This window comes from Tardiphaga sp. 709 (genome assembly GCF_032401055.1).
Lineage (GTDB): Bacteria > Pseudomonadota > Alphaproteobacteria > Rhizobiales > Xanthobacteraceae > Tardiphaga.
On sequence record NZ_CP135529.1, the window covers coordinates 1951860 to 1969513 of the forward strand.

A 17654-nucleotide genomic window follows, 5' to 3' on the forward strand; every position below is an offset into this window, starting at 1 on the left:
CGGTCTCGCCTGCCCCGCAGAACAGACCGGATCGCCTCTCCTACGATGGTTAGCGGATCGCCACCGGGTTGATCATGCTCTGTACACCCCCCTTGAAGCGGGGCTGACCGAGCACGAACAGGAACTCGTAGCCTTTGTCCTTGGCCAGTTCGGACGTGTCCATGTTTTCGAGGATATAGGTCCCGTTCATCGCGAGAAGTATCTGGTGGACCTCGAACACATTCGCGGTTTCAAACGGCAGCACCTCGACGCCCCAGGTATCGGCGCCGACCGCAACCACACCCTTGCTGGTCAGATATTTGGCGCCCTCGGCGCCAAGGCCGGGCTCACCGGCATTGTAGCGTTTATCGTCTTTGCCAAGGAGGCTGAGCCAACCGGTGTGGAACAGCACCACGTCGCCTTGCCTGATCTCAACGCCCTGCGCCTTGGCGACCTCCTCGATTTCCTTGACGTTGAAAGCAGTGCCTTCCTTGACCACGTCGGTCTTGTAGTAGGCCGCCATGTCCAGCAGCACGCCACGGGTGACCAGCGGCGGCACCTTGTCGATGCCGAGCTTCTTAAGGCCAGTGGGATCACCGAAGTCTGCAATTTTGTTGCCGTTATAGTAGACGTGATTGACGCCGAGATGGCCAAGCCCGTCCATCTGGCTGCCGACGCCGACCCAGCCGTTGAGCATGTCGTCGTTATAGGTCGCGTGATTGGGACCGAGCCCGGGATTGCCGGCCTGACCGGGCTGTACCACGGTGATCTTGAAACCGCGGGGCGGATAGGCCGGCGTGTCCGCGCCTACCGGAATGCCGAGTGCATAGGTCTTGCCGGTCTTCACCAGCTGCGCGGCAGACTTCACGAGGTCGGGCTTCATGTAGTTCGCGGCGCCGATCTCGTCGTTCGGCCCCCATTTCGATTTGGTCCAGTCCTGCGCATAAGCAGGCAAAATGACCGCTAACACGGAAATCGAACACCCAAGCACGCAAGCTTTCAGCATGTTGTATCCTCCCGATATGCGCCGGCTTTTTGCCGGTCAGCCGGAGTTAACAACACGAAGTTGGAGAAAGTAAGCGCGGTCCGACTGCGCAGGCCTCACAGCACCTGATGCACCGCAAGCTCGACACGGTCGGGATGCCGTGCGCCGACGCCAATGAACAGGTTCTGCATCAACCAACGATACTTGGGATGCCCTGTCTCGAATTTCGGCACCGAGCGGAAATAGATCAGAGCGGGATCGACGGCCTCGCCCCGAGCGATGCGATCAAGCGCGTCCTTCGGGCCAAAGCGGACGCCGATATTCTCGATATAGACAACAGCGCCGTCATCGAGTTCGAACGTGTATTTCGCTTCAAGCTCAGTAAAGCCATCCGGGCGGATAATCTGAAAATCGGCGCCGCCCGAATGGATCGTACCTTTGATGCCCTCGCCCTGCACGGTGCCGCCAAGGACCGGGATGACCCGGCGGATGCCATGTCCGAGATCGCCGGCCACGATCCGCGTGCCGACCTTGATCGACAGGCTGAAGACATGTTTCGTCGCAAGCTGCGGTGTCGTCATGATGTCATCCAATCATCCGCATCGGCAGCCAGGTGGCAATTAGCGGGAACAGGATCAGCAGCACGAGACGGATCAGGTCGGTAACCACAAATGGCAGCACGCCTTTGAATATCGTCGACATGCTGACGTCCTTGATCACACTCTTGATGACGAAGACGTTCATACCGACCGGCGGGTGAATCAGGCCGAGTTCGACGGTCATAACGATGACGATGCCGAACCAGATCGGATCGAAACCAAGCGCCATGATCACCGGAAACACGATCGGCACGGTGAGGATCACCATGGCCATGGCATCCATCAGGCAGCCCAGCACCAGATACATCAGGAGGATCAGCGCGAGCACGCCATAGGGGCCGATGCCCAAACCGGTAAGGAATTCAGTGACGTGCTGCGGCGTCTGCGTAATGGTGAGGAAATAACCGAAACACAGCGCGCCTATCAGCACAGTGAAGACAGCCGCTGCGGTGCGCGTCGCCTGCAACAGCGATTGCAGGATGCCGTCCTTGTTCAGCTTGCCGCGCAGCACGCCGATGATGAAGGCACCGACCGCGCCGACCGCACCGGCTTCGGTCGGGATGAAGAAGCCACCATAAAGGCCGCCAATCACGAAGACGAACAGCAACAACGGCGACCAGACATCGCGGATCGCCGCGGCGCGCTCACGCCATGACGCCTTCGGGCCAGCCGGCAAGAAGCCCGGCTTGACCACGCCGATGATCGCAATGGTGATCATGTGCATGACGATAGCGAGCAGGCCCGGCACGATGCCGGCGATGAACAGCTTGCCGATGTCCTGCTGGGTAATGATGCCGTAAACCGCCAGCACCGTGGACGGCGGCAGCATCGCACCGAGCGTGCCGCCCACGGCGATGACGCCGGTGGCGAAGCTCTGCGGATAATTGAAGCGCCGCATTTCCGGATAGGCAACGGCAGAGAATGTCGCGGCTGTCGCCACCGACGAGCCGGAGATCGCGGCAAAGCCGCCGCAGGCTGCGATGGTCGCGATGCCCAAGCCGCCCTTCCAGTGGCCGACAAAGGTGTTGGCGGCGCGAAACAGTTCACGGCTGATACCCGACACCGAGACGAAGGCACCCATCAGGAGGAACATCGGGATCACGCCAAAGGAATAGTCCGTCACCGTGCGCATGGTGGTCTGGCCGACCAGCTTGAGCGCTGGCGCAAAACCAGTGAGATAGCCAAAGCCCGTGATGCCCACGAGCCCCATCGCCATGCCCACCGGCACGCGCAACAGCATCAACACGAACAGGCTGACAAAGCCGATGACGGCAACCGCTTCGTTACTGAGATCCATGCGACTTACTCTGCCGTCTTGATTTCGGGTTCATGCATCTCTTCCGGATGGAAGATCAGCCGGTAGGTGCGGATCGCAATCAACAGCACCGCAGCGCCATCGCCGATCCATGACAACAGGAAGAACGGCCAGACCGGCAGTTGCAGATCCATGGTGACGATGTGGCTTGAATAAGTGTCCACGACCTTGTCGAACAGCGTGTAGGTCTGCACGGTCACGACGAAAAGCAGCACCAAGGTTGCGAACACGTCGATCCAGCGCTGATATTTCGGCGTGGCATTGGCCCAGACCAGATCGACGGTGATGTGTGCACCGCGATAGGACGTCGCGGCGATGCCCCAGAAGATTAGCACGCCAAGCATGAACTGGCCGATATTGTAGTAATCGGGGATTGTGACCGCGAAGAATTTGCGCATGAACACCGCGATGAAGGTGTTCAGTGCGACGATGCCGACAAAGAACGCGGCGATCCACTCGATGGAATCGATGAAGCGATCCATTACGTTCTTGCGGGGCGGATCCGGCGGAATGCCGAGGGCGCTGGATTGGGAGATTTCGGACGTGGCGGTCATCGTCGATGTCACAATGCTCAAGAGGAGAAGCCAGCCTCCGCCCTCTCGATCGTCATGCCCGGGCAGCGCGAAGCGAACTTCACTAGATGACCCGGGCATTCATCTTCTGGGTGGCGAAGGAAAGTGGATGGCCGGGTCAAGCCCGGCCATGACGTGATGAGAGGTCCGTGCGATCAACGGACTCGGCGGAAAGCTACAGCCCCGCGTCGTGCTTCTTCAGCATCGCCTTGAGGTCTGCATCGATGGCATCGGCATCGCCGCCAGCCTTCTTCACAGCCGCAGCCCAGGCGGCGTTGAGCGGCGCGACGCCTTTCTTCCACTCGGCGAGCTGCTCGGGCGTGAGCTTGTAGACTTCGTGGTCCGGTAGCGCCTTCATCTTGGTGCGGCCATTGGCTTCGAAGTCGACCCAGGGATCGGTGACCTTGGAGGCCCATTCCGGCGTGCAGTGATCGTCGATGATCTTCTTCTGCGCCGCGGACATGGAATTATACTTGGCGAGGTTGATGTTGTAGGTGAACACCGTCGAATAGAGCGGCACGTCGATGTGATACTTGACCACCTTGTCGATGCCGAACAGGAAGATCGAGCCCCACGGGAACGCAATCTCGTCCGCCACGCCGCGTTCGATCGCATCGCGCGATTCCGGCGCCGAGGCCTGCACATTGGTGCCGCCGAACAATTTGACCATTTCGCCGATGGTGCTCTGCGCCGGGCGGACCTTCACGCCATTGAGGTCGGACGGCACGACGATCTTCTTCTTGCCGTGGATCGATCCGGGATCGTGGATGAAAGCGAAGCACAGCTTCGTGTCCTTCATCTCGGTCTTGGCGTATTTCTGATACCACTCGTTGAGCGCGAGGGTGCCCTTCTTGCCGTCTGAGAACACGAAGGGCAGCTGGCCTGCGGCCACGATGGGGAAACGGCCGGGCTGATAGCCGGGATTCACGTAAGTGATATCGGCGATACCATCGCGCGCCATGTCGTAATGGTCGAACGCCTTGCCGAGCTGTTCCGAAGGGAACACCGACATCTTGATGCTGCCGCCCGAGGCCTTCTCTATATCGGCGGCCCAGGCCTGCGTGGCCGGCACCAGCGGATGCGCCGGCGGCACCCACAGCGATACCTTCATATTGACGGTTTTGTCTTGCGCCTGCGCGGGCGTGAGTACTGGCATGATGCAGCCAGCCGCCAGCAATGCGAGAATTGCTTTCCTCATCGTCTCTCCCTCTACGTCCGTTTGGACGTGTTCTCTCGAACGTGTTCTATCGAACTTGTTCACCGGACCTTGAATGGCCCTTTGCGAATATTGTTATATGTTATAATCATCCTTGCAAGCGGTGCGATCGCACGCGTTGCGGAGCCAGTGTCGCGACCCCGCTTGACTTGTCAACTCAGTCGGACGACAGAGCCTATATCAACCGCGGGAGCAAGCGTTGCGAACAAAAGTTGCCATCATTGGAGCTGGTCCGGCTGGAATGTTGCTAGGGCAACTATTGCATGCCTATGGGATCGATAACGTCATTCTGGAGCGCAAGGATCGGGACTATGTCCTCGCCCGCATCCGCGCCGGCGTGCTCGAACAGGGCACCGTTGGCCTGCTGGAAAAGCTGGGGATTACCGAGCGCCTGCATCACGAAGGCCTGGTCCATGACGGGATCGAACTTCTGTTCGGCGGAATTCGCCACCGCCTCGACCTAAAGAAGGCATCCGGCGGTAAGGTCGTTACAGTCTACGGCCAGACGGAGGTCACCCGCGACCTGATGGACGCCCGCGACAAGGCCGGGCTGACCACGGTCTATGATGCCGACAATGTCAGCCTGCATGATTTCGACAGCACAAGCCCCCGCGTCCGCTACGTCAAGGACGGCGTAAGCCACGAGATCGCCTGCGACTTCATTGCCGGCTGTGATGGGTTCCACGGTGTCTCGCGCCAGAGCGTTCCGGCCTCCGCCGTACAGACCTTCGAGCGCGTCTATCCGTTCGGCTGGCTCGGCCTGCTCTCGGATACGCCGCCAGTGTCGCATGAGCTGATCTACACCAATCACCAACGCGGCTTCGCGCTGTGCTCGATGCGTTCGATGACGCGCAGCCGTTATTACGTCCAGTGTTCCCTCGACGAAAAAGTCGAGAACTGGACCGACGACATGTTCTGGGACGAGCTGCGCCGCCGCCTCGACACGGAGGCCGCCGAAAGCCTTATCACCGGCCCATCGCTGGAAAAGAGCATCGCGCCGCTGCGTAGTTTTGTCGCGGAGCCGATGCGCTTCGGCAGGCTCTTTTTGGCCGGCGACGCCGCCCACATCGTGCCGCCGACCGGCGCCAAGGGGCTCAACCTTGCGGCCTCCGACGTCCATTACCTGTCAATGGCGCTGCGCGAATTCTACGATGAGAAATCCTCGAGCGGTCTCGACTTCTATTCAGCGGTCGCGCTGAAGCGGGTCTGGAAGGCCGTGCGCTTCTCGTGGTGGATGACCTCGATGATGCATCGCTTCCCCGACAATGACGGTTTCGGGACCAAGCTGCAGCAGGCCGAGCTGGATTATGTCGTACATTCGGATGTCGCGACGGCGTCGCTGGCGGAAAATTATGTCGGATTGCCTTACTGAGGCGAAGCTTGACTAAACCTTCCCACATTCGGACGTCATACGCGGGCTTGACCCGCGTATCCATTTTTGCCCGCGCCTGTGCAGAAGATGGATTGCCGGGTCAAGCCCGGCAATGACAGTGTTATAGTCATTGCCGCCATCGCGCCTGTTTTAAACATCCTGCCAGCCCCCGTTTAAAACATTGTTGGTCTGTCTTTCGCCTGCATTTCGGGTTTGAGTGCGCCATGACCAACACCGCTATCCCCGACGGCTTCACGCCGCACTATCGCAAGAGCCCCCTCACCGCCCCCTGGGAGCCGATCTATTCCAAGGTGACCGACACCAATGTCATCCTCGGTCTTCGCATCGCCGAAGCGCATACCAATTCGCGGGGCATGGCGCATGGTGGGCTGATCACCGCGCTGGCCGATAATGCGATGGGCCTAAGCTGCGGCCATGTACTGGGCGGCGGTGCGCGGCTGCTCACCGTGAATCTCTCTGCTGATTTTCTCGGCTCCGCGCAGATCGGGCAATGGCTGCAGATCGAGACCGAGGTCATCAAGACCGGCAAGCGTCTCTGCTTTGCGCAGGCACTAATCACGGCAGACAGCGAGCCGTGCGCCCGGACCAACGGCACATTCAGCGTGGCGCCACCAAAAACGTAGCGATGGCTATCGCTTGCTGAAATCCCACCGGCAGGTTTCGGCGGCAAGATCGATGAAGACGCGCACTTTCGCCGACAGCAAGCGCGAGGTCGGATAGACGATGTGGATCGGCACCGCCGGCGGCTCGAACTCCGTGAGCACACGTTTGAGGCGCCCGGCCGCCAGCGCGTCTGCCGCCTGATAGGCCAGTACGCGGGTCAGGCCGCCACCATGCTCGGCATGCCAGATGGCGGCATCGGCAACGTCGGTCGTGAAACGCGGCATATGCGTGATGCGGATGTCGTCGCCATTCTGCACGAAGCGCCATTCCGGCGCTGATGCGATGGCACCGAACTGGATCGTATCGTGCTTCGCGATGTCGTCCGGCGTCTTTGGCTGGCCGCGTCGCGCCAGATAATCCGGCGACGCCACAACGACGCGCGGCATGCTGCCGACCTGGCGCGCCACCAGACTAGAATCGGGGAGATGACCGATCCGGACGGCGACATCGATCCCGTCCTCAACCAGACTGACCATACGATCGGTCAGCCGCAATTCGCCGGATACGTCCGCGTAGCGCTGCAGATAGGCCGAGATCAGCGGCGTGACATGCAGGCGTCCGAAGCCAACCGGTGCGGAGACAACCAGACGCCCGCTCGGCTGGGCCCGTTCGGCCTGCGCGGAGCCTTCGGCCTCCTCGATATCCGCGAGAATCTGGCGCACTCGTTGCAGATAGCGCACGCCGACATCGGTCAGCATCACCGAGCGCGTGGTCCGCTGCAGCAGGCGGGCGCCAAGACGCTCCTCCAGCGCCGCCACCATGCGGGTGACCGCCGACGCGGAGAGTCCGAGCTTGCGGGCCGCGGGCGCGAACCCCTGCAGGTCCGCCACGGCGACGAAGACGGTCATGGCTTCGATGCGATCCATCGAACCATTTCATATCCCGCAACAATGAAGTGTCAATTCCGATGATTGTTCTTATGTGAGGAAAGAGCCAACTTAGGGCTAGCGGGGACGTATCCCGTTCCGAGCTCCAATCAGGGAGTAAGTCATGTCAGACATCCACACCTATTCCAGCGACATTGCCTTCACGCCGACCGTCAAGGCGATCCAGACCCGCAAGGGGTCGCGTTCCGGCTATGCGCATGTCGAGGAAAACGGCGGCTGGCGCACCGAGGTCGACGACAATCTCGCAGCGTTTCTCGCCGAGGCGAACAGCTTCTTTCTGGCTACCGCCAGCGCTGACGGCCAGCCTTATATGCAACATCGCGGCGGACCGAAGGGGTTCGTGAAGGTGCTCGACAAACAGACGCTGGCCTTCGCGGACTATAACGGCAACCGGCAATACATCACCCAGGGCAATCTGGCCGAGAATCCAAAGGCCAACATCTTCATCATGGATTACGCGCATCGCCGCCGGGTCAAGCTCTGGGGCACCGCGCGGGTGGTCGAGGACGACCCGGCCTTGATGCGATCGCTGATGCCACAAGGTTATCGTGCGAAGCCAGAGCAGGTCATCCTGTTCACGATCGCTGCATGGGATACCAATTGTCCGCAGCATATCCCGCAGAAATTCGATGCCGCCGATGTCGCCGCAGCCTTGGCAGCGCGCGATGCGCGGATTACGGAGCTTGAAGCCGAGCTGGCGACGCTGAAGGACTCAGCGTCGCCGCATTGAAGGCCACGCAGCGTCAGGCAGCGACGCTGCACTGCCAGACGTGTTCGGGATAATACTCTTCCATCATCCGATCCACGTAGGTGATGAGGTTGCCGTAGCGGTGCAACTGACGCTGCAGGGGCGACGGAAACAACGGCGACATGATCCCGGCCAGAACGCCGAACGCGGTCGCATCGACACCGGCCGGGCGGTTGCTCATCAGGTGAGACTTTCCGGCCAGCAGCACCGATAGCGCCATCAGCGAACGATCCGCGAGTTGCAGCGCTTCATCGGCAGGGTGCCGGCCGAGACCGTTCGCCAGATGGTTCTGAATGACGGATTTGCGCGCGAATGCACGGATCTCGTCGCGTTGCGCTTCGGGAATGCCGTCGAAGAAATGCGACGGTCCCTTGGCGAAATTATCGGCATCGACCCAGCGAACGCCGACCAGCGACCAGTAGAGATGATGCTCGATCATCCGCTCGATGGCCCAGGCCTGCGCCCGCTGCGCCAGATCGAGGCCCTTATCGAAATCGACGTCATATTTGCGTTCGATGTAGGCGCGGATAAATGTGGAATCGGCAATGCATTCAGCCCCGTCGTCGATATAGGGCATCTGCCCTTTCGGCGAATCCTGCGGCCGTGCCGGTTGCTTCTGATAGGGCAAGCCGGCCATCTTGAGCTGGACTTCCGTCTTGGTAACGAAAGGGCTGATTTCCGGCAGGCCGAAGCCCGCGCCTGCGCCGTGAAGGACGATCATGTGGTTTCTCCAAGTGACAAGGACAAGAGACTAGGCAGTTGCTGCTGCCACCGTGGTGTCAGCAGCCGTCACGCCGGATGACGCTGGCGACCCAAGCGCGCGCCTGGACCGCCGCGGTGGAGACCATGCGCCAGCCGAGCCCGATCAGGGCCCAGCGGAGGTCGCCCGACAGGGCGAGAATGGCGCGTTCCAGGAGCCATGCCCGGATGCGCCAGAGCCGGTCATTATGCGAAAATGCCTCGAGGCTATCGAAAGCGGTCATTGCAGAATCCTTCGTTCGTTTGAACCTGGGTCCTGTATGACTGCCCCCTGCTGCCAACATGCTGTCAGCATCGATAGCGGACCAACACGGACAGAGAGACGACGATGAGACGCGCAGACCGCCTGTTTCAGATCATTCAGGTACTCCGGCGCACGCGGAAGCCGCTGACGGCGGATGCCATTGCCGCCGAACTGGAAACGTCCAAGCGCACGATCTATCGCGACATCGCGACACTGATGGCGCAACGCGTCCCGATCCGCGGCGAAGCCGGCATGGGCTATATCCTCGAACGCGGCTTCGACATGCCGCCGCTGATGCTGACGCCCGACGAGATCGAAGCCGCCGTGCTCGGCGCACAATGGGTGATGGGGCACGCCGATCCGGCATTGGCCAAGGCGGCACAGGATCTCATCGCGAAGATCGCGGACACCGTGCCCGAGCGCCTGCGCCCCTTCGTGCTCGAACCCGCGAGCCGGGCGCGGCCGGATTTCCACGGCGCCGCCGACAGTATGGATATGGTGCAGATGCGCGCGCATATTCATGCGGGCAAGAAGGTCCGGCTGCTTTACCGGGACGAAGCCGGTCGCAACAGCGAGCGCATCGTCTGGCCGATCGCGGTGGGTTATCTGGAAGCCGTGCGGCTGCTGGCGGCGTGGTGCGAGCTTCGCAAGGATTTCCGCAGTTTTCGAACCGACCGAGCGATCGAGGCACATTTCCTCGATGAGAAGTACCCGGAACGACGTGAAACGCTGCGCAGCAAATGGCGCAAGACGCTGAGCTGGGAGCGGCCACAGGATACCTGAAACAGCCGAGCCTGCATCTACGCCGCTGGTGAAACCCGCCCGATCGCGATAAACCGCGGCATGACAAGTGACGCAGCCACGATCAGCGAAGCCAGCCCGTGCCAGGCATGTGGCGCGTGCTGTTCGTATTCCAGCAACTGGCCGCGTTTCACCATCGAGGACGACGCCGATCTCGATCTGATCCCGGCCAAATATGTCAACGATCGTGAATCGGGAATGCGCTGCGACGGAGACCGCTGCAGCGCATTGACCGGAAAGGTTGGAGAGGCAACAGCCTGCGGGATTTATGCTGTGAGGCCGGACGTGTGCCGAACCTGCATGCCTGGCGATCCCGAATGCGCCATGGCGCGGCGCCGGCACGGGCTGCCAATTCTGGCAGCCGCAGAGTAGTTGATGTCAGCTTACGCCGTGACGGCGTGAGCGAATTCCTTGTCATCCAGCTCGTCGTCGAGATCATCATCCATCGGCGCCAGCGTCGAGAGCGGCTTGGTCGACAGCGTGATGGCCTTGCGGTTGTGATAGGCCGACACAGAAGGACGCGCCACGGCGGTGTCGTGTGACAGCGCGTAGAGCGTGGAACCAACGCGGCCACCGAATTCGATCAGCTCACGCTCGCTGCAGCTCGATGCAATCGAGATTGCCAAAGCGTGAAGATGACTGCGGCGATAGCAGAACAGAGCCAGCATCGCGCGGACATCGGATGAAACGCTGGCCACGAGATGGGGCAGGCCATTTTCATTTGCACGATACATTGCACCGAGCAGATCTTCCTCGACGGGGCAAAAATCGTTCTCAAAAGCTTGACGGCTGGACCGCATGGGGTTTCTCCTCGTTAATGAGGATGCGGTTGAATTTCCTAACGCAGGGTTAACCAACAGCCTTAATGGCCGCGTGCGACTCTTGAGTAACAGTTTGAAATGTGGCAGCCGTGCCCTGCTACCGCCACATTGGAACTCGATGCGTTCAAACGCGCATCAGCTGTTGGCGACGATGAAGATGGCCAGGAAGAAGTCGGTCAGGTGATGCAGTGCCTGATCGATGCCGATCAGCCACCAGAACCAGCGATGGCCCTGCGTCACACCGAAATGCGAGACGCAGATGCCCTTGAGCCGATCGATGGTGATATGGATCGCGAAGTCGACCAGTCCCAGGAACCAGAGCTTGGGTTGTACAACGGCAATGAACAGCGTCGTCAGCACGCCATGGATCGCGCAATGCGCCAGCAGCGGCAGCGCCCATCCGGTCCGTTGATCCTTGCCTATCGCCATCCAGGCGTTTTGCAGCAGGAAATCAGCTATCACGTGCTTGACGGTGAGGACGAGCATCCACCCGACGAGCCCGCCCAGAGCAATCGACGACGACATTGCAGGAAACAACAAGCTGACGTCCCTCTCACCGGTCACGACAGGCTGGCCCCTCAGCCGGCCCGATCACTCGCCCTATTTATGACACTCCGAAACCGGGAATGCACGCCGCGGAACCGAAAACCCACCGCTTCCTGCAGAGCCAGCCTGGTCGGGAAAACACCGCGCACGTTCCACTTTCTCGCTAGTTCAGGACGGCATGCGCGCGGAGCTCACCGATCGCCTTGCGTAATTGGTCACCCTTCGGGTCGCGCGGCACCGCACGGGCACGCGTGATCGCGTCCGCCAGATCGTTGATAACCAGCGTCCCATCGAAAGCCGGCTTGGCCAGTCCGTCGATGATCTGATGCCAGGCGGCCATGCCCTGCCGATAGCCCGTGCCGTAACCTTCGATCATAGTTGCCGTCTGCACGATGGCCATTGCCGCGTCCGGCTGCTTGGTCAGTGCCCGATCAATCATGTGCAGCCAGCGTTCGACCCAGACCCGCTCGGTTTCATAACGCGTCGACAACAGGCGCCAACGTCGCAGCCAGGATTCGAACTCAAGGCGCTTGATGCCCCAGATGCTCGCCTTGCTGAAACGGATCGGCACCGTGCGATGCGCACAATAGATGCGCTCGAGCGCCCACATCAGGGGATCGCCGACGATCTCCGGCAATGCCGACACCAACTCGTCGAGGCGAAAACGCCGCCTGTCGACGACCGGCGGCCGGCCGGGCATCACGGGCTCCTGCAGCTTGAGCTGCGCGATGCGGATCGGATCGTGATAGCTCATGCGCATCGCGAGCAGCCGCGCAATCTCGCTAAACAGTTCGTCGCTGACGTTGCGCCGTCCGACAAAGCGACGCAGCCGGTCGCTGTAGAGCTGCGCGTAGACTGCGCTCTGATAGTTGATCAACAGGGCCACGCCATCTTCCGCCACAGGACGCACCGTAGCCGGCAGCCCCACCGGCAAAACCGGCGCTGCAGGTTCGCTCCTGTTCGCCAGCTCGGCGAGCGTGGAGCGGATGACGTTGATGAAACCTGCCACGGGACGTCCTGATGCTTATGCGTGCTGCGGCGCCATGGGCAATGCGGGCGCGTCCTGCTTCATCAGACGCGCTTCCAGCTTGTCGATATTCTCGAACAATCGCGCGCTGGCGAGACGCAGGAAGAAGAAACCGAATTCCGGGTTCTGCACGTACAGCTCTTCGACCTGGCTGTAGCTGACGCTGAGCACCATGCCGGGCTCGATACATTCCAGCGTCTGGGTGCGTTCGTTCAAGGGCGACAGCATGCCGAGTTCACCGACAATGGCGCCGACCGGCAATTCGATCCCGGATTCGACGAGACGGTAGCGGCCACTGACGATATAGAACATGTCTTCGGCTTTCTCGTCCTTGTAGAACAACACCTCACCGGCCTTACAGGGACGCTTGGTCATGAACGGCTTCAGCCATTCCATCGACAGGTCCGAATTCACCGACTTTTTCACATCCTGGACCAATTGCAGCATCTGGCGCAGGCGGTAGATGTTGAGTGGCAGCAGCACCGCATGCAGTGCCATGGTCGGATAATTGTGGGTCGGGATCGAGATCGCGATTAGCAGGACATTGGCCATGATGCCAAAGACCCGCAGCGGAATCATCGTCCGCATCGTGGCGGTCGCGACCACGAAGATCGTGGCTGCGGCGCTGCCAAAGTGATGGAGATAGGACATATCCATGGGAGCAAACCGGGTTTCCAGGAACGGCCGCACCGTCCTCCGCGACTATGAAGCGCGAATGACCGGGCCTTTGCAGCCGCAATATAGCCCATCTGGTTAAAATAGCCCGTGTTGCAACCCGCAAAAATCACGGAGTCGTGCGCAGATTGACGCGATCCGCCGGTGCGGGCACCGTCGCTCCCGCCCCAAAGGAGAACAACATGTCGGAAACGACGGAAACCGCGTCAGATCAGTCCTCGCCACCCGTTCTGACCATCGACGGCCCCCGCGCCACCATCCGCCTGAACCGCCCCCAGAAGCTGAACCGACTATCCCAGCTCGACCTGGACACCCTGATGCAGCTGTTCGATCGCGTAGAAGCCGATCGCAACGTCCGGGTGCTGGTGCTGACCGGCACCGGCCGCGCTTTCAGCGCCGGCTTCGATCTCAATGCGATCTCCGAACGGGCTGCCAGCGTGCCCAAGCCCGTGGCCGAAGGTTCGTCCGGATCGGCCTTTGAGGCCGTGGCCAACCGGCTGGAGGACTTGGGCGTACCGACCATCTGCCGGCTGAACGGCGGCGTCTATGGCGGTTCGACCGACCTGGCACTGGCCTGTGACTTCCGGGTCGGCGTCGACACCTGCGAGATGTTCATGCCGGCCGCCCGGCTCGGCCTTCATTATTACAAAGGCGGTATCAAACGCTATGTGAGCCGGCTCGGGGTCGACAACGCCAAGCGATTGTTTCTCACCGCGCAGAAGCTGGAAGCCAGCGAACTGCTGCGGATCGGCTACCTCACCGCCATGGTGCCGGCCGAGGCGCTGGACGAGGAAGTCGACAAGCTCGCCATGATTCTGGCCGCCAACGCCCCGATCGCCATGAGCGGCATGAAGCAGGCGATCAACGAATTCGCCCGCGGTGAACTGGATGAGGCTGCCGCCGATCAGCGCGCGCGGGACAGCATGCGGGGCGATGAGATCAAGGAAGGGACGAAGGCGTTCGCGGAGAAACGGGCACCGAGGTTTTAGGCCTTACTCGTCATTCCGGGGCGCGCGAGCTCTTGCTCGCGTGAACCCGGAATCCCGAAGTGTTCAGCCATGCCGAGATTCCGGGTTCGCCTGCATGCGGCTTCGCCGCATTCCGGCGCCCCGGAATGACAGCCTGGGATCACTCCACAAACGTCGCGACGTCGTCCAACTGCGCGCGGTTGGTTCGGTAGCTATTGACCTTGTGCTCGCGGTCCGGATAGCCGAACGAGATGCCGCAAACGACGCGGCGGTCGTCGCTCATGCCGAAATGCTGGCGCACCACGGCCGAGTGAAACGCCAACGCCGCCTGCGGCACGGTCGCGAGGCCGAGCGCCTGCGCAGCCAGCATGAAATTGTTTACATAGCCGCCGCAGTCCACTGCACCATAGACGCCGAGCGCTTCATCCGACGTGACGATCGCCACATGCGGCGCGCCGAAGAAGTTGAAGTTCTGCAGCGCCTGCTCGGCATAGGCCGTCTTGTCGCCGCGCGCGATGCCTAGCGTATTGTAGAGCTGGAAGCCGCTTTCGCGGCGGCGGTCCAGATAGACCCCGCGATATTCGCGCGGAAACGGGAAGTCGCCCGAATTCGGCGTGCCCGCGGCCGCGACAGGATAGAGCACGTCGCGAAACTTCTTGGTGGCTTCACCCGACGTGATCGTCACCTGCCATGGCTGGCTGTTGCACCAGGACGCGGTCTTCTGCGCGGCATTGAGAATGCGGTCGATGATGGCGCGCGGCACCTGCTCGGTCTTGTAGGCACGGCAGGAGTAACGTGACGCCAGAAGAGTTTCGAGCGTATCGATGGGAGCAGTCATTGCAAACCTTACCGTCCCTTGGTCGGGACCTTGTTGAACGGCACGTCCTTGTCGACGCGAATATCGCCGGGCAGACCCAGCACACGCTCGGCGATGATATTACGCAGGATCTCGTCGGTACCGCCGGCGATACGCATCGACGGCGAGCCCAGAATCGTCGCCTGGAATTCGCCGGCCGCTTCCGCATCGGCGCCGACCAAGGCTCCGGAGGCGCCCTGCAGGTCGGCTGCGAACATCGCGATATCCTGCATCATCATGCCCGAGACCAGCTTGCCGATGGAGTTCTCCGGGCCCGGACGCTCACCCTTCGACAGCGCCGAGGTCGAACGATAGCTGGTGTATTTCAGGCCGGAATTCTTCACCGCCCAACCCGCCAGCTTCGAACGCACATTGGGATCGTCGATGGCGAGGCCGTCTTCCAGCATCAGATTGCTGCAATACTCGAACAGCTCCGGGAAACCCGTCGCGACGCGCGAGCCGATCGACATGCGCTCGTTCATCAGCGTGGTCAGCGAGACGTTCCAGCCGTCGCCGACAGCGCCGAGTCGCTGGCTATCCGGAATCCGCACATTGGTGAAGAACACCTCGTTGAATTCCTGCATGCCATTGGCCTGCTTGATCGGCTTCACCTCGACGCCTTCGCTCTTCATGTCGAGGAAGAACATGGTGAGACCCTTGTGCTTGGGCACATTCGGGTCGGTGCGGGTAATGAGAATACCGTAGTCCGAGTAATGCGCGCCGGAGGTCCAGATCTTCTGACCGTTGACGATCCAGTCGTCACCATCCTTCTCCGCGCGGTACGCAGACCTGCGACGTCCGAACCACCGGCGGGTTCGGAGAACAACTGGCACCAGACCTTCTCGCCAGAGGCCAGAGGCGGCAAATATTTGCGCTTCTGGTCTTCGGAGGCATAGGCCATCACGGTGGGGCCACACATGCCCTGCCCGATGGCGAAGGGCCGCGCGAGCTTGTCATAGACGCCCTCTTCCTGCTGCCAGATCACGCGTTCAATCGGCGTCGAGCCGCGGCCGCCATATTCCTTCGGCCAATGCAAACAGGCCCAGCCGGCATCGGCCTTCTTCTTCTGCCAGGCCTTGGCGACATCGAGCATCGCGTCGCGCTTTTCGCTGGCGCGCTTGGCTGACGGCTTGGTCAGCTCGGCTTCCAGATGCTTGGGCGCATTGGCATCGATCCACTTGCGCGCGATAGCGCGGAATTCGGCTTCCTGCGGCGTGTCATCGAAATTCATGGTCGTCGTCCTTAATGAGAAAAGAAAGCGTAGGATGGGTAGAGCCCTTGCGAAACCCATCGATGGGCTTGCGCGGACATTGATGGGTTTCGCTGCGCTCTACCCATCCTACAGGCTGACTTATCGTCCCTTGGTCGGGATCTTGTTGAATGGCACGTCCTTGTCGACGCGAATGTCGCCGGGGAGACCCAGCACGCGTTCCGCGATGATGTTGCGCAGGATCTCGTCGGTGCCGCCCTCGACGCGCGTCGCAGGCGAGCGCAGCAGCATCGCCTGGAATTTGCCGGCGACCTCCGCATCCTCCGGCCCGTTCAGCACACCGGCCGCACCTTGCAGATCGAGCGCATAGGTGGCGACATCCTGCAACATGGCGCCGGCAACGAGCTTGCCGATGGAGTTTTCCGGGCCCGGCCGTTCGCCGCGCGACAGTGCGGAGATCGAACGGAATGCCGTGTAACGCAGGCCCGAGGCGCGCACCGCCCAGTTGGCAAGCTTGGAGCGCACGGCGGGGTCGTCGATCGCCGGACCATCATCCAGCATCAGGCTGTTGCAGAACTCGAACAGTTCCGGGAAGCCGGTCGCGACATTGGCGCCGATCGCCATGCGCTCGTTCATCAGCGTGGTGAGCGAGACGTTCCAGCCGTCACCGACGGCACCGAGCCGCTGCGCATCGGGAATCCGCACGTCGGTGAAATAGACCTCGTTGAACTCAGCCTGCCCGTTGGCCTGCTTGATCGGCTTGATCTCGACGCCCGGGCTCTTCATGTCCAGGAAGAACATGGTGAGACCCTTGTGCTTCGGCACGGTGGGATCGGTGCGGGTGATCAGGATGCCATAGTCGGAATAATGCGCACCGGAGGTCCAGATCTTCTGACCGTTGATCACCCAGTCATCGCCGTCCTTCTCCGCACGGGTGCGCAGGCCGGCAACGTCGGATCCCCCTGCAGGTTCGGAAAACAACTGGCACCAGATCTTCTCGCCGGACGCCAGCGGCGGCAGATACTGCCGCTTATGCTCCTCGGCGGCGTAGGCCATCATGGTCGGGCCGCACATGCCGTGACCGATAATAAACAGCGCGCCGAGCTTGCCAAACACGCCCTCTTCCTGCTGCCAGATCACGCGCTCGATCGGCGAGGCGCCGCGGCCGCCATAGTCCTTCGGCCAGTGCGGTACGGCCCAGCCAGCATCGGCCTTCTTCTTCTGCCAGGCTTTTGCGACTTCAAGGATATTTGCGCTCTTGAGCTGGATGCGACCGAGCGCGGCCTTCTTCAGCTCGTCTTCGTATTGCTTCGGCGCATTGGCCGCGATCCAGGCTTTCGCCTCGGCGCGAAACGCGGCCTCCTGCGGGGTGTCGTCGAAATTCATCTCG

General features: G+C 61.3%; 20 protein-coding genes and 1 pseudogene. 6 read left to right on the forward strand and 15 right to left on the reverse strand.

Annotation, left to right across the window (positions count from 1 at the left end; genetic code table 11):
* Positions 1-49: 49 nt before the first annotated feature.
* The 5 genes from RSO67_RS09775 to RSO67_RS09795 all read right to left on the reverse strand — a co-directional run bounded on the left by RSO67_RS09775 (position 50) and on the right by RSO67_RS09795 (position 4648).
* Positions 50-985: a cyclase family protein gene (locus RSO67_RS09775; protein WP_315843320.1), complete on the reverse strand. Its 936-nt coding sequence runs from the start codon at positions 983-985 to the stop codon at positions 50-52.
* 95 nt (positions 986-1080) lie between these two features.
* Entirely contained in the window at positions 1081-1545 is a 465-nt protein-coding gene (locus tag RSO67_RS09780; protein ID WP_315843321.1) for a DUF3237 domain-containing protein, read from the reverse strand.
* Between the two features lie 4 nt (positions 1546-1549).
* Complete coding sequence (locus RSO67_RS09785) at positions 1550-2860, reverse strand: TRAP transporter large permease (RefSeq protein WP_089265454.1); 1311 nt, start codon at positions 2858-2860, stop codon at positions 1550-1552.
* A 5-nt stretch (positions 2861-2865) separates the two neighbouring features.
* The gene (locus RSO67_RS09790) at positions 2866-3360 is read right to left on the reverse strand and encodes a TRAP transporter small permease (RefSeq protein WP_315844212.1); all 495 of its coding nucleotides are present in this window, start codon (positions 3358-3360) and stop codon (positions 2866-2868) included.
* Positions 3361-3625: 265 nt separating this feature from the next.
* Positions 3626-4648 (reverse strand): TRAP transporter substrate-binding protein, encoded by a 1023-nt coding sequence (locus RSO67_RS09795; RefSeq protein WP_315843322.1) that lies wholly within the window; start codon positions 4646-4648, stop codon positions 3626-3628.
* A 217-nt stretch (positions 4649-4865) separates the two neighbouring features.
* On the opposite strand from RSO67_RS09795, the gene pobA reads away from it, so the two are divergent.
* Positions 4866-6038 carry a 4-hydroxybenzoate 3-monooxygenase gene (pobA, locus tag RSO67_RS09800; protein WP_315843323.1) on the forward strand — a complete coding sequence of 391 codons (1173 nt, stop codon included), beginning with the start codon at positions 4866-4868 and terminating at the stop codon, positions 6036-6038.
* Positions 6039-6262: 224 nt separating this feature from the next.
* Positions 6263-6682 carry a PaaI family thioesterase gene (locus tag RSO67_RS09805; protein ID WP_315843324.1) on the forward strand — a complete coding sequence of 140 codons (420 nt, stop codon included), beginning with the start codon at positions 6263-6265 and terminating at the stop codon, positions 6680-6682.
* Between the two features lie 6 nt (positions 6683-6688).
* Here the strand turns inward: RSO67_RS09805 and RSO67_RS09810 are convergent, their stop codons facing one another.
* A complete protein-coding gene (locus RSO67_RS09810) occupies positions 6689-7588 on the reverse strand; it encodes a LysR family transcriptional regulator (protein ID WP_315843325.1) in 900 nt (299 codons plus the stop codon).
* A gap of 124 nt (positions 7589-7712) precedes the next feature.
* Between RSO67_RS09810 and RSO67_RS09815 the strand changes: the two genes are divergently transcribed.
* Entirely contained in the window at positions 7713-8339 is a 627-nt protein-coding gene (locus tag RSO67_RS09815) for a pyridoxamine 5'-phosphate oxidase family protein (RefSeq protein ID WP_315843326.1), read from the forward strand.
* A gap of 13 nt (positions 8340-8352) precedes the next feature.
* On the opposite strand, the gene RSO67_RS09820 is transcribed toward RSO67_RS09815, so the two are convergent.
* Complete coding sequence (locus tag RSO67_RS09820; protein ID WP_315843327.1) at positions 8353-9078, reverse strand: glutathione S-transferase family protein; 726 nt, start codon at positions 9076-9078, stop codon at positions 8353-8355.
* Positions 9079-9136: 58 nt separating this feature from the next.
* Positions 9137-9340, reverse strand: a complete 204-nt coding sequence (locus tag RSO67_RS09825; protein ID WP_315843328.1) for a hypothetical protein — start codon at positions 9338-9340, stop codon at positions 9137-9139.
* A 104-nt stretch (positions 9341-9444) separates the two neighbouring features.
* Here RSO67_RS09825 and RSO67_RS09830 point away from each other — a divergent pair, with 104 nt between their 5' ends.
* Together RSO67_RS09830 and RSO67_RS09835 are read left to right on the forward strand one after the other, a co-directional pair.
* Entirely contained in the window at positions 9445-10143 is a 699-nt protein-coding gene (locus tag RSO67_RS09830; RefSeq protein WP_068735007.1) for a helix-turn-helix transcriptional regulator, read from the forward strand.
* Positions 10144-10203: 60 nt separating this feature from the next.
* On the forward strand, positions 10204-10533 hold the full coding sequence (locus RSO67_RS09835; RefSeq protein ID WP_315843329.1) for a YkgJ family cysteine cluster protein: 330 nt from the start codon (positions 10204-10206) through the stop codon (positions 10531-10533).
* A gap of 11 nt (positions 10534-10544) precedes the next feature.
* Here the strand turns inward: RSO67_RS09835 and RSO67_RS09840 are convergent, their stop codons facing one another.
* The 4 genes from RSO67_RS09840 to RSO67_RS09855 form a co-directional block, all read right to left on the reverse strand.
* Positions 10545-10961: a hypothetical protein gene (locus RSO67_RS09840; protein WP_068735003.1), complete on the reverse strand. Its 417-nt coding sequence runs from the start codon at positions 10959-10961 to the stop codon at positions 10545-10547.
* Between the two features lie 156 nt (positions 10962-11117).
* Positions 11118-11522 carry a DUF3307 domain-containing protein gene (locus RSO67_RS09845; RefSeq protein ID WP_068735395.1) on the reverse strand — a complete coding sequence of 135 codons (405 nt, stop codon included), beginning with the start codon at positions 11520-11522 and terminating at the stop codon, positions 11118-11120.
* 169 nt (positions 11523-11691) lie between these two features.
* Positions 11692-12537, reverse strand: a complete 846-nt coding sequence (locus RSO67_RS09850) for a DUF6537 domain-containing protein (RefSeq protein ID WP_315843330.1) — start codon at positions 12535-12537, stop codon at positions 11692-11694.
* A gap of 15 nt (positions 12538-12552) precedes the next feature.
* Positions 12553-13212, reverse strand: a complete 660-nt coding sequence (locus RSO67_RS09855) for a Crp/Fnr family transcriptional regulator (protein WP_089265467.1) — start codon at positions 13210-13212, stop codon at positions 12553-12555.
* 200 nt (positions 13213-13412) lie between these two features.
* Between RSO67_RS09855 and RSO67_RS09860 the strand changes: the two genes are divergently transcribed.
* A complete protein-coding gene (locus RSO67_RS09860; protein ID WP_315843331.1) occupies positions 13413-14219 on the forward strand; it encodes an enoyl-CoA hydratase/isomerase family protein in 807 nt (268 codons plus the stop codon).
* Between the two features lie 139 nt (positions 14220-14358).
* Here RSO67_RS09860 and RSO67_RS09865 read toward each other — a convergent pair whose 3' ends face one another.
* The 3 genes and pseudogenes from RSO67_RS09865 to RSO67_RS09875 all read right to left on the reverse strand — a co-directional run bounded on the left by RSO67_RS09865 (position 14359) and on the right by RSO67_RS09875 (position 17650).
* The gene (locus RSO67_RS09865; protein ID WP_315843332.1) at positions 14359-15036 is read right to left on the reverse strand and encodes a nitroreductase; all 678 of its coding nucleotides are present in this window, start codon (positions 15034-15036) and stop codon (positions 14359-14361) included.
* 8 nt (positions 15037-15044) lie between these two features.
* Positions 15045-16285 (reverse strand): annotated as a pseudogene (locus RSO67_RS09870) (acyl-CoA dehydrogenase).
* Positions 16286-16405: 120 nt separating this feature from the next.
* A complete protein-coding gene (locus RSO67_RS09875) occupies positions 16406-17650 on the reverse strand; it encodes an acyl-CoA dehydrogenase (protein ID WP_315843333.1) in 1245 nt (414 codons plus the stop codon).
* Between the last annotated feature and the right edge of the window lie 4 nt (positions 17651-17654).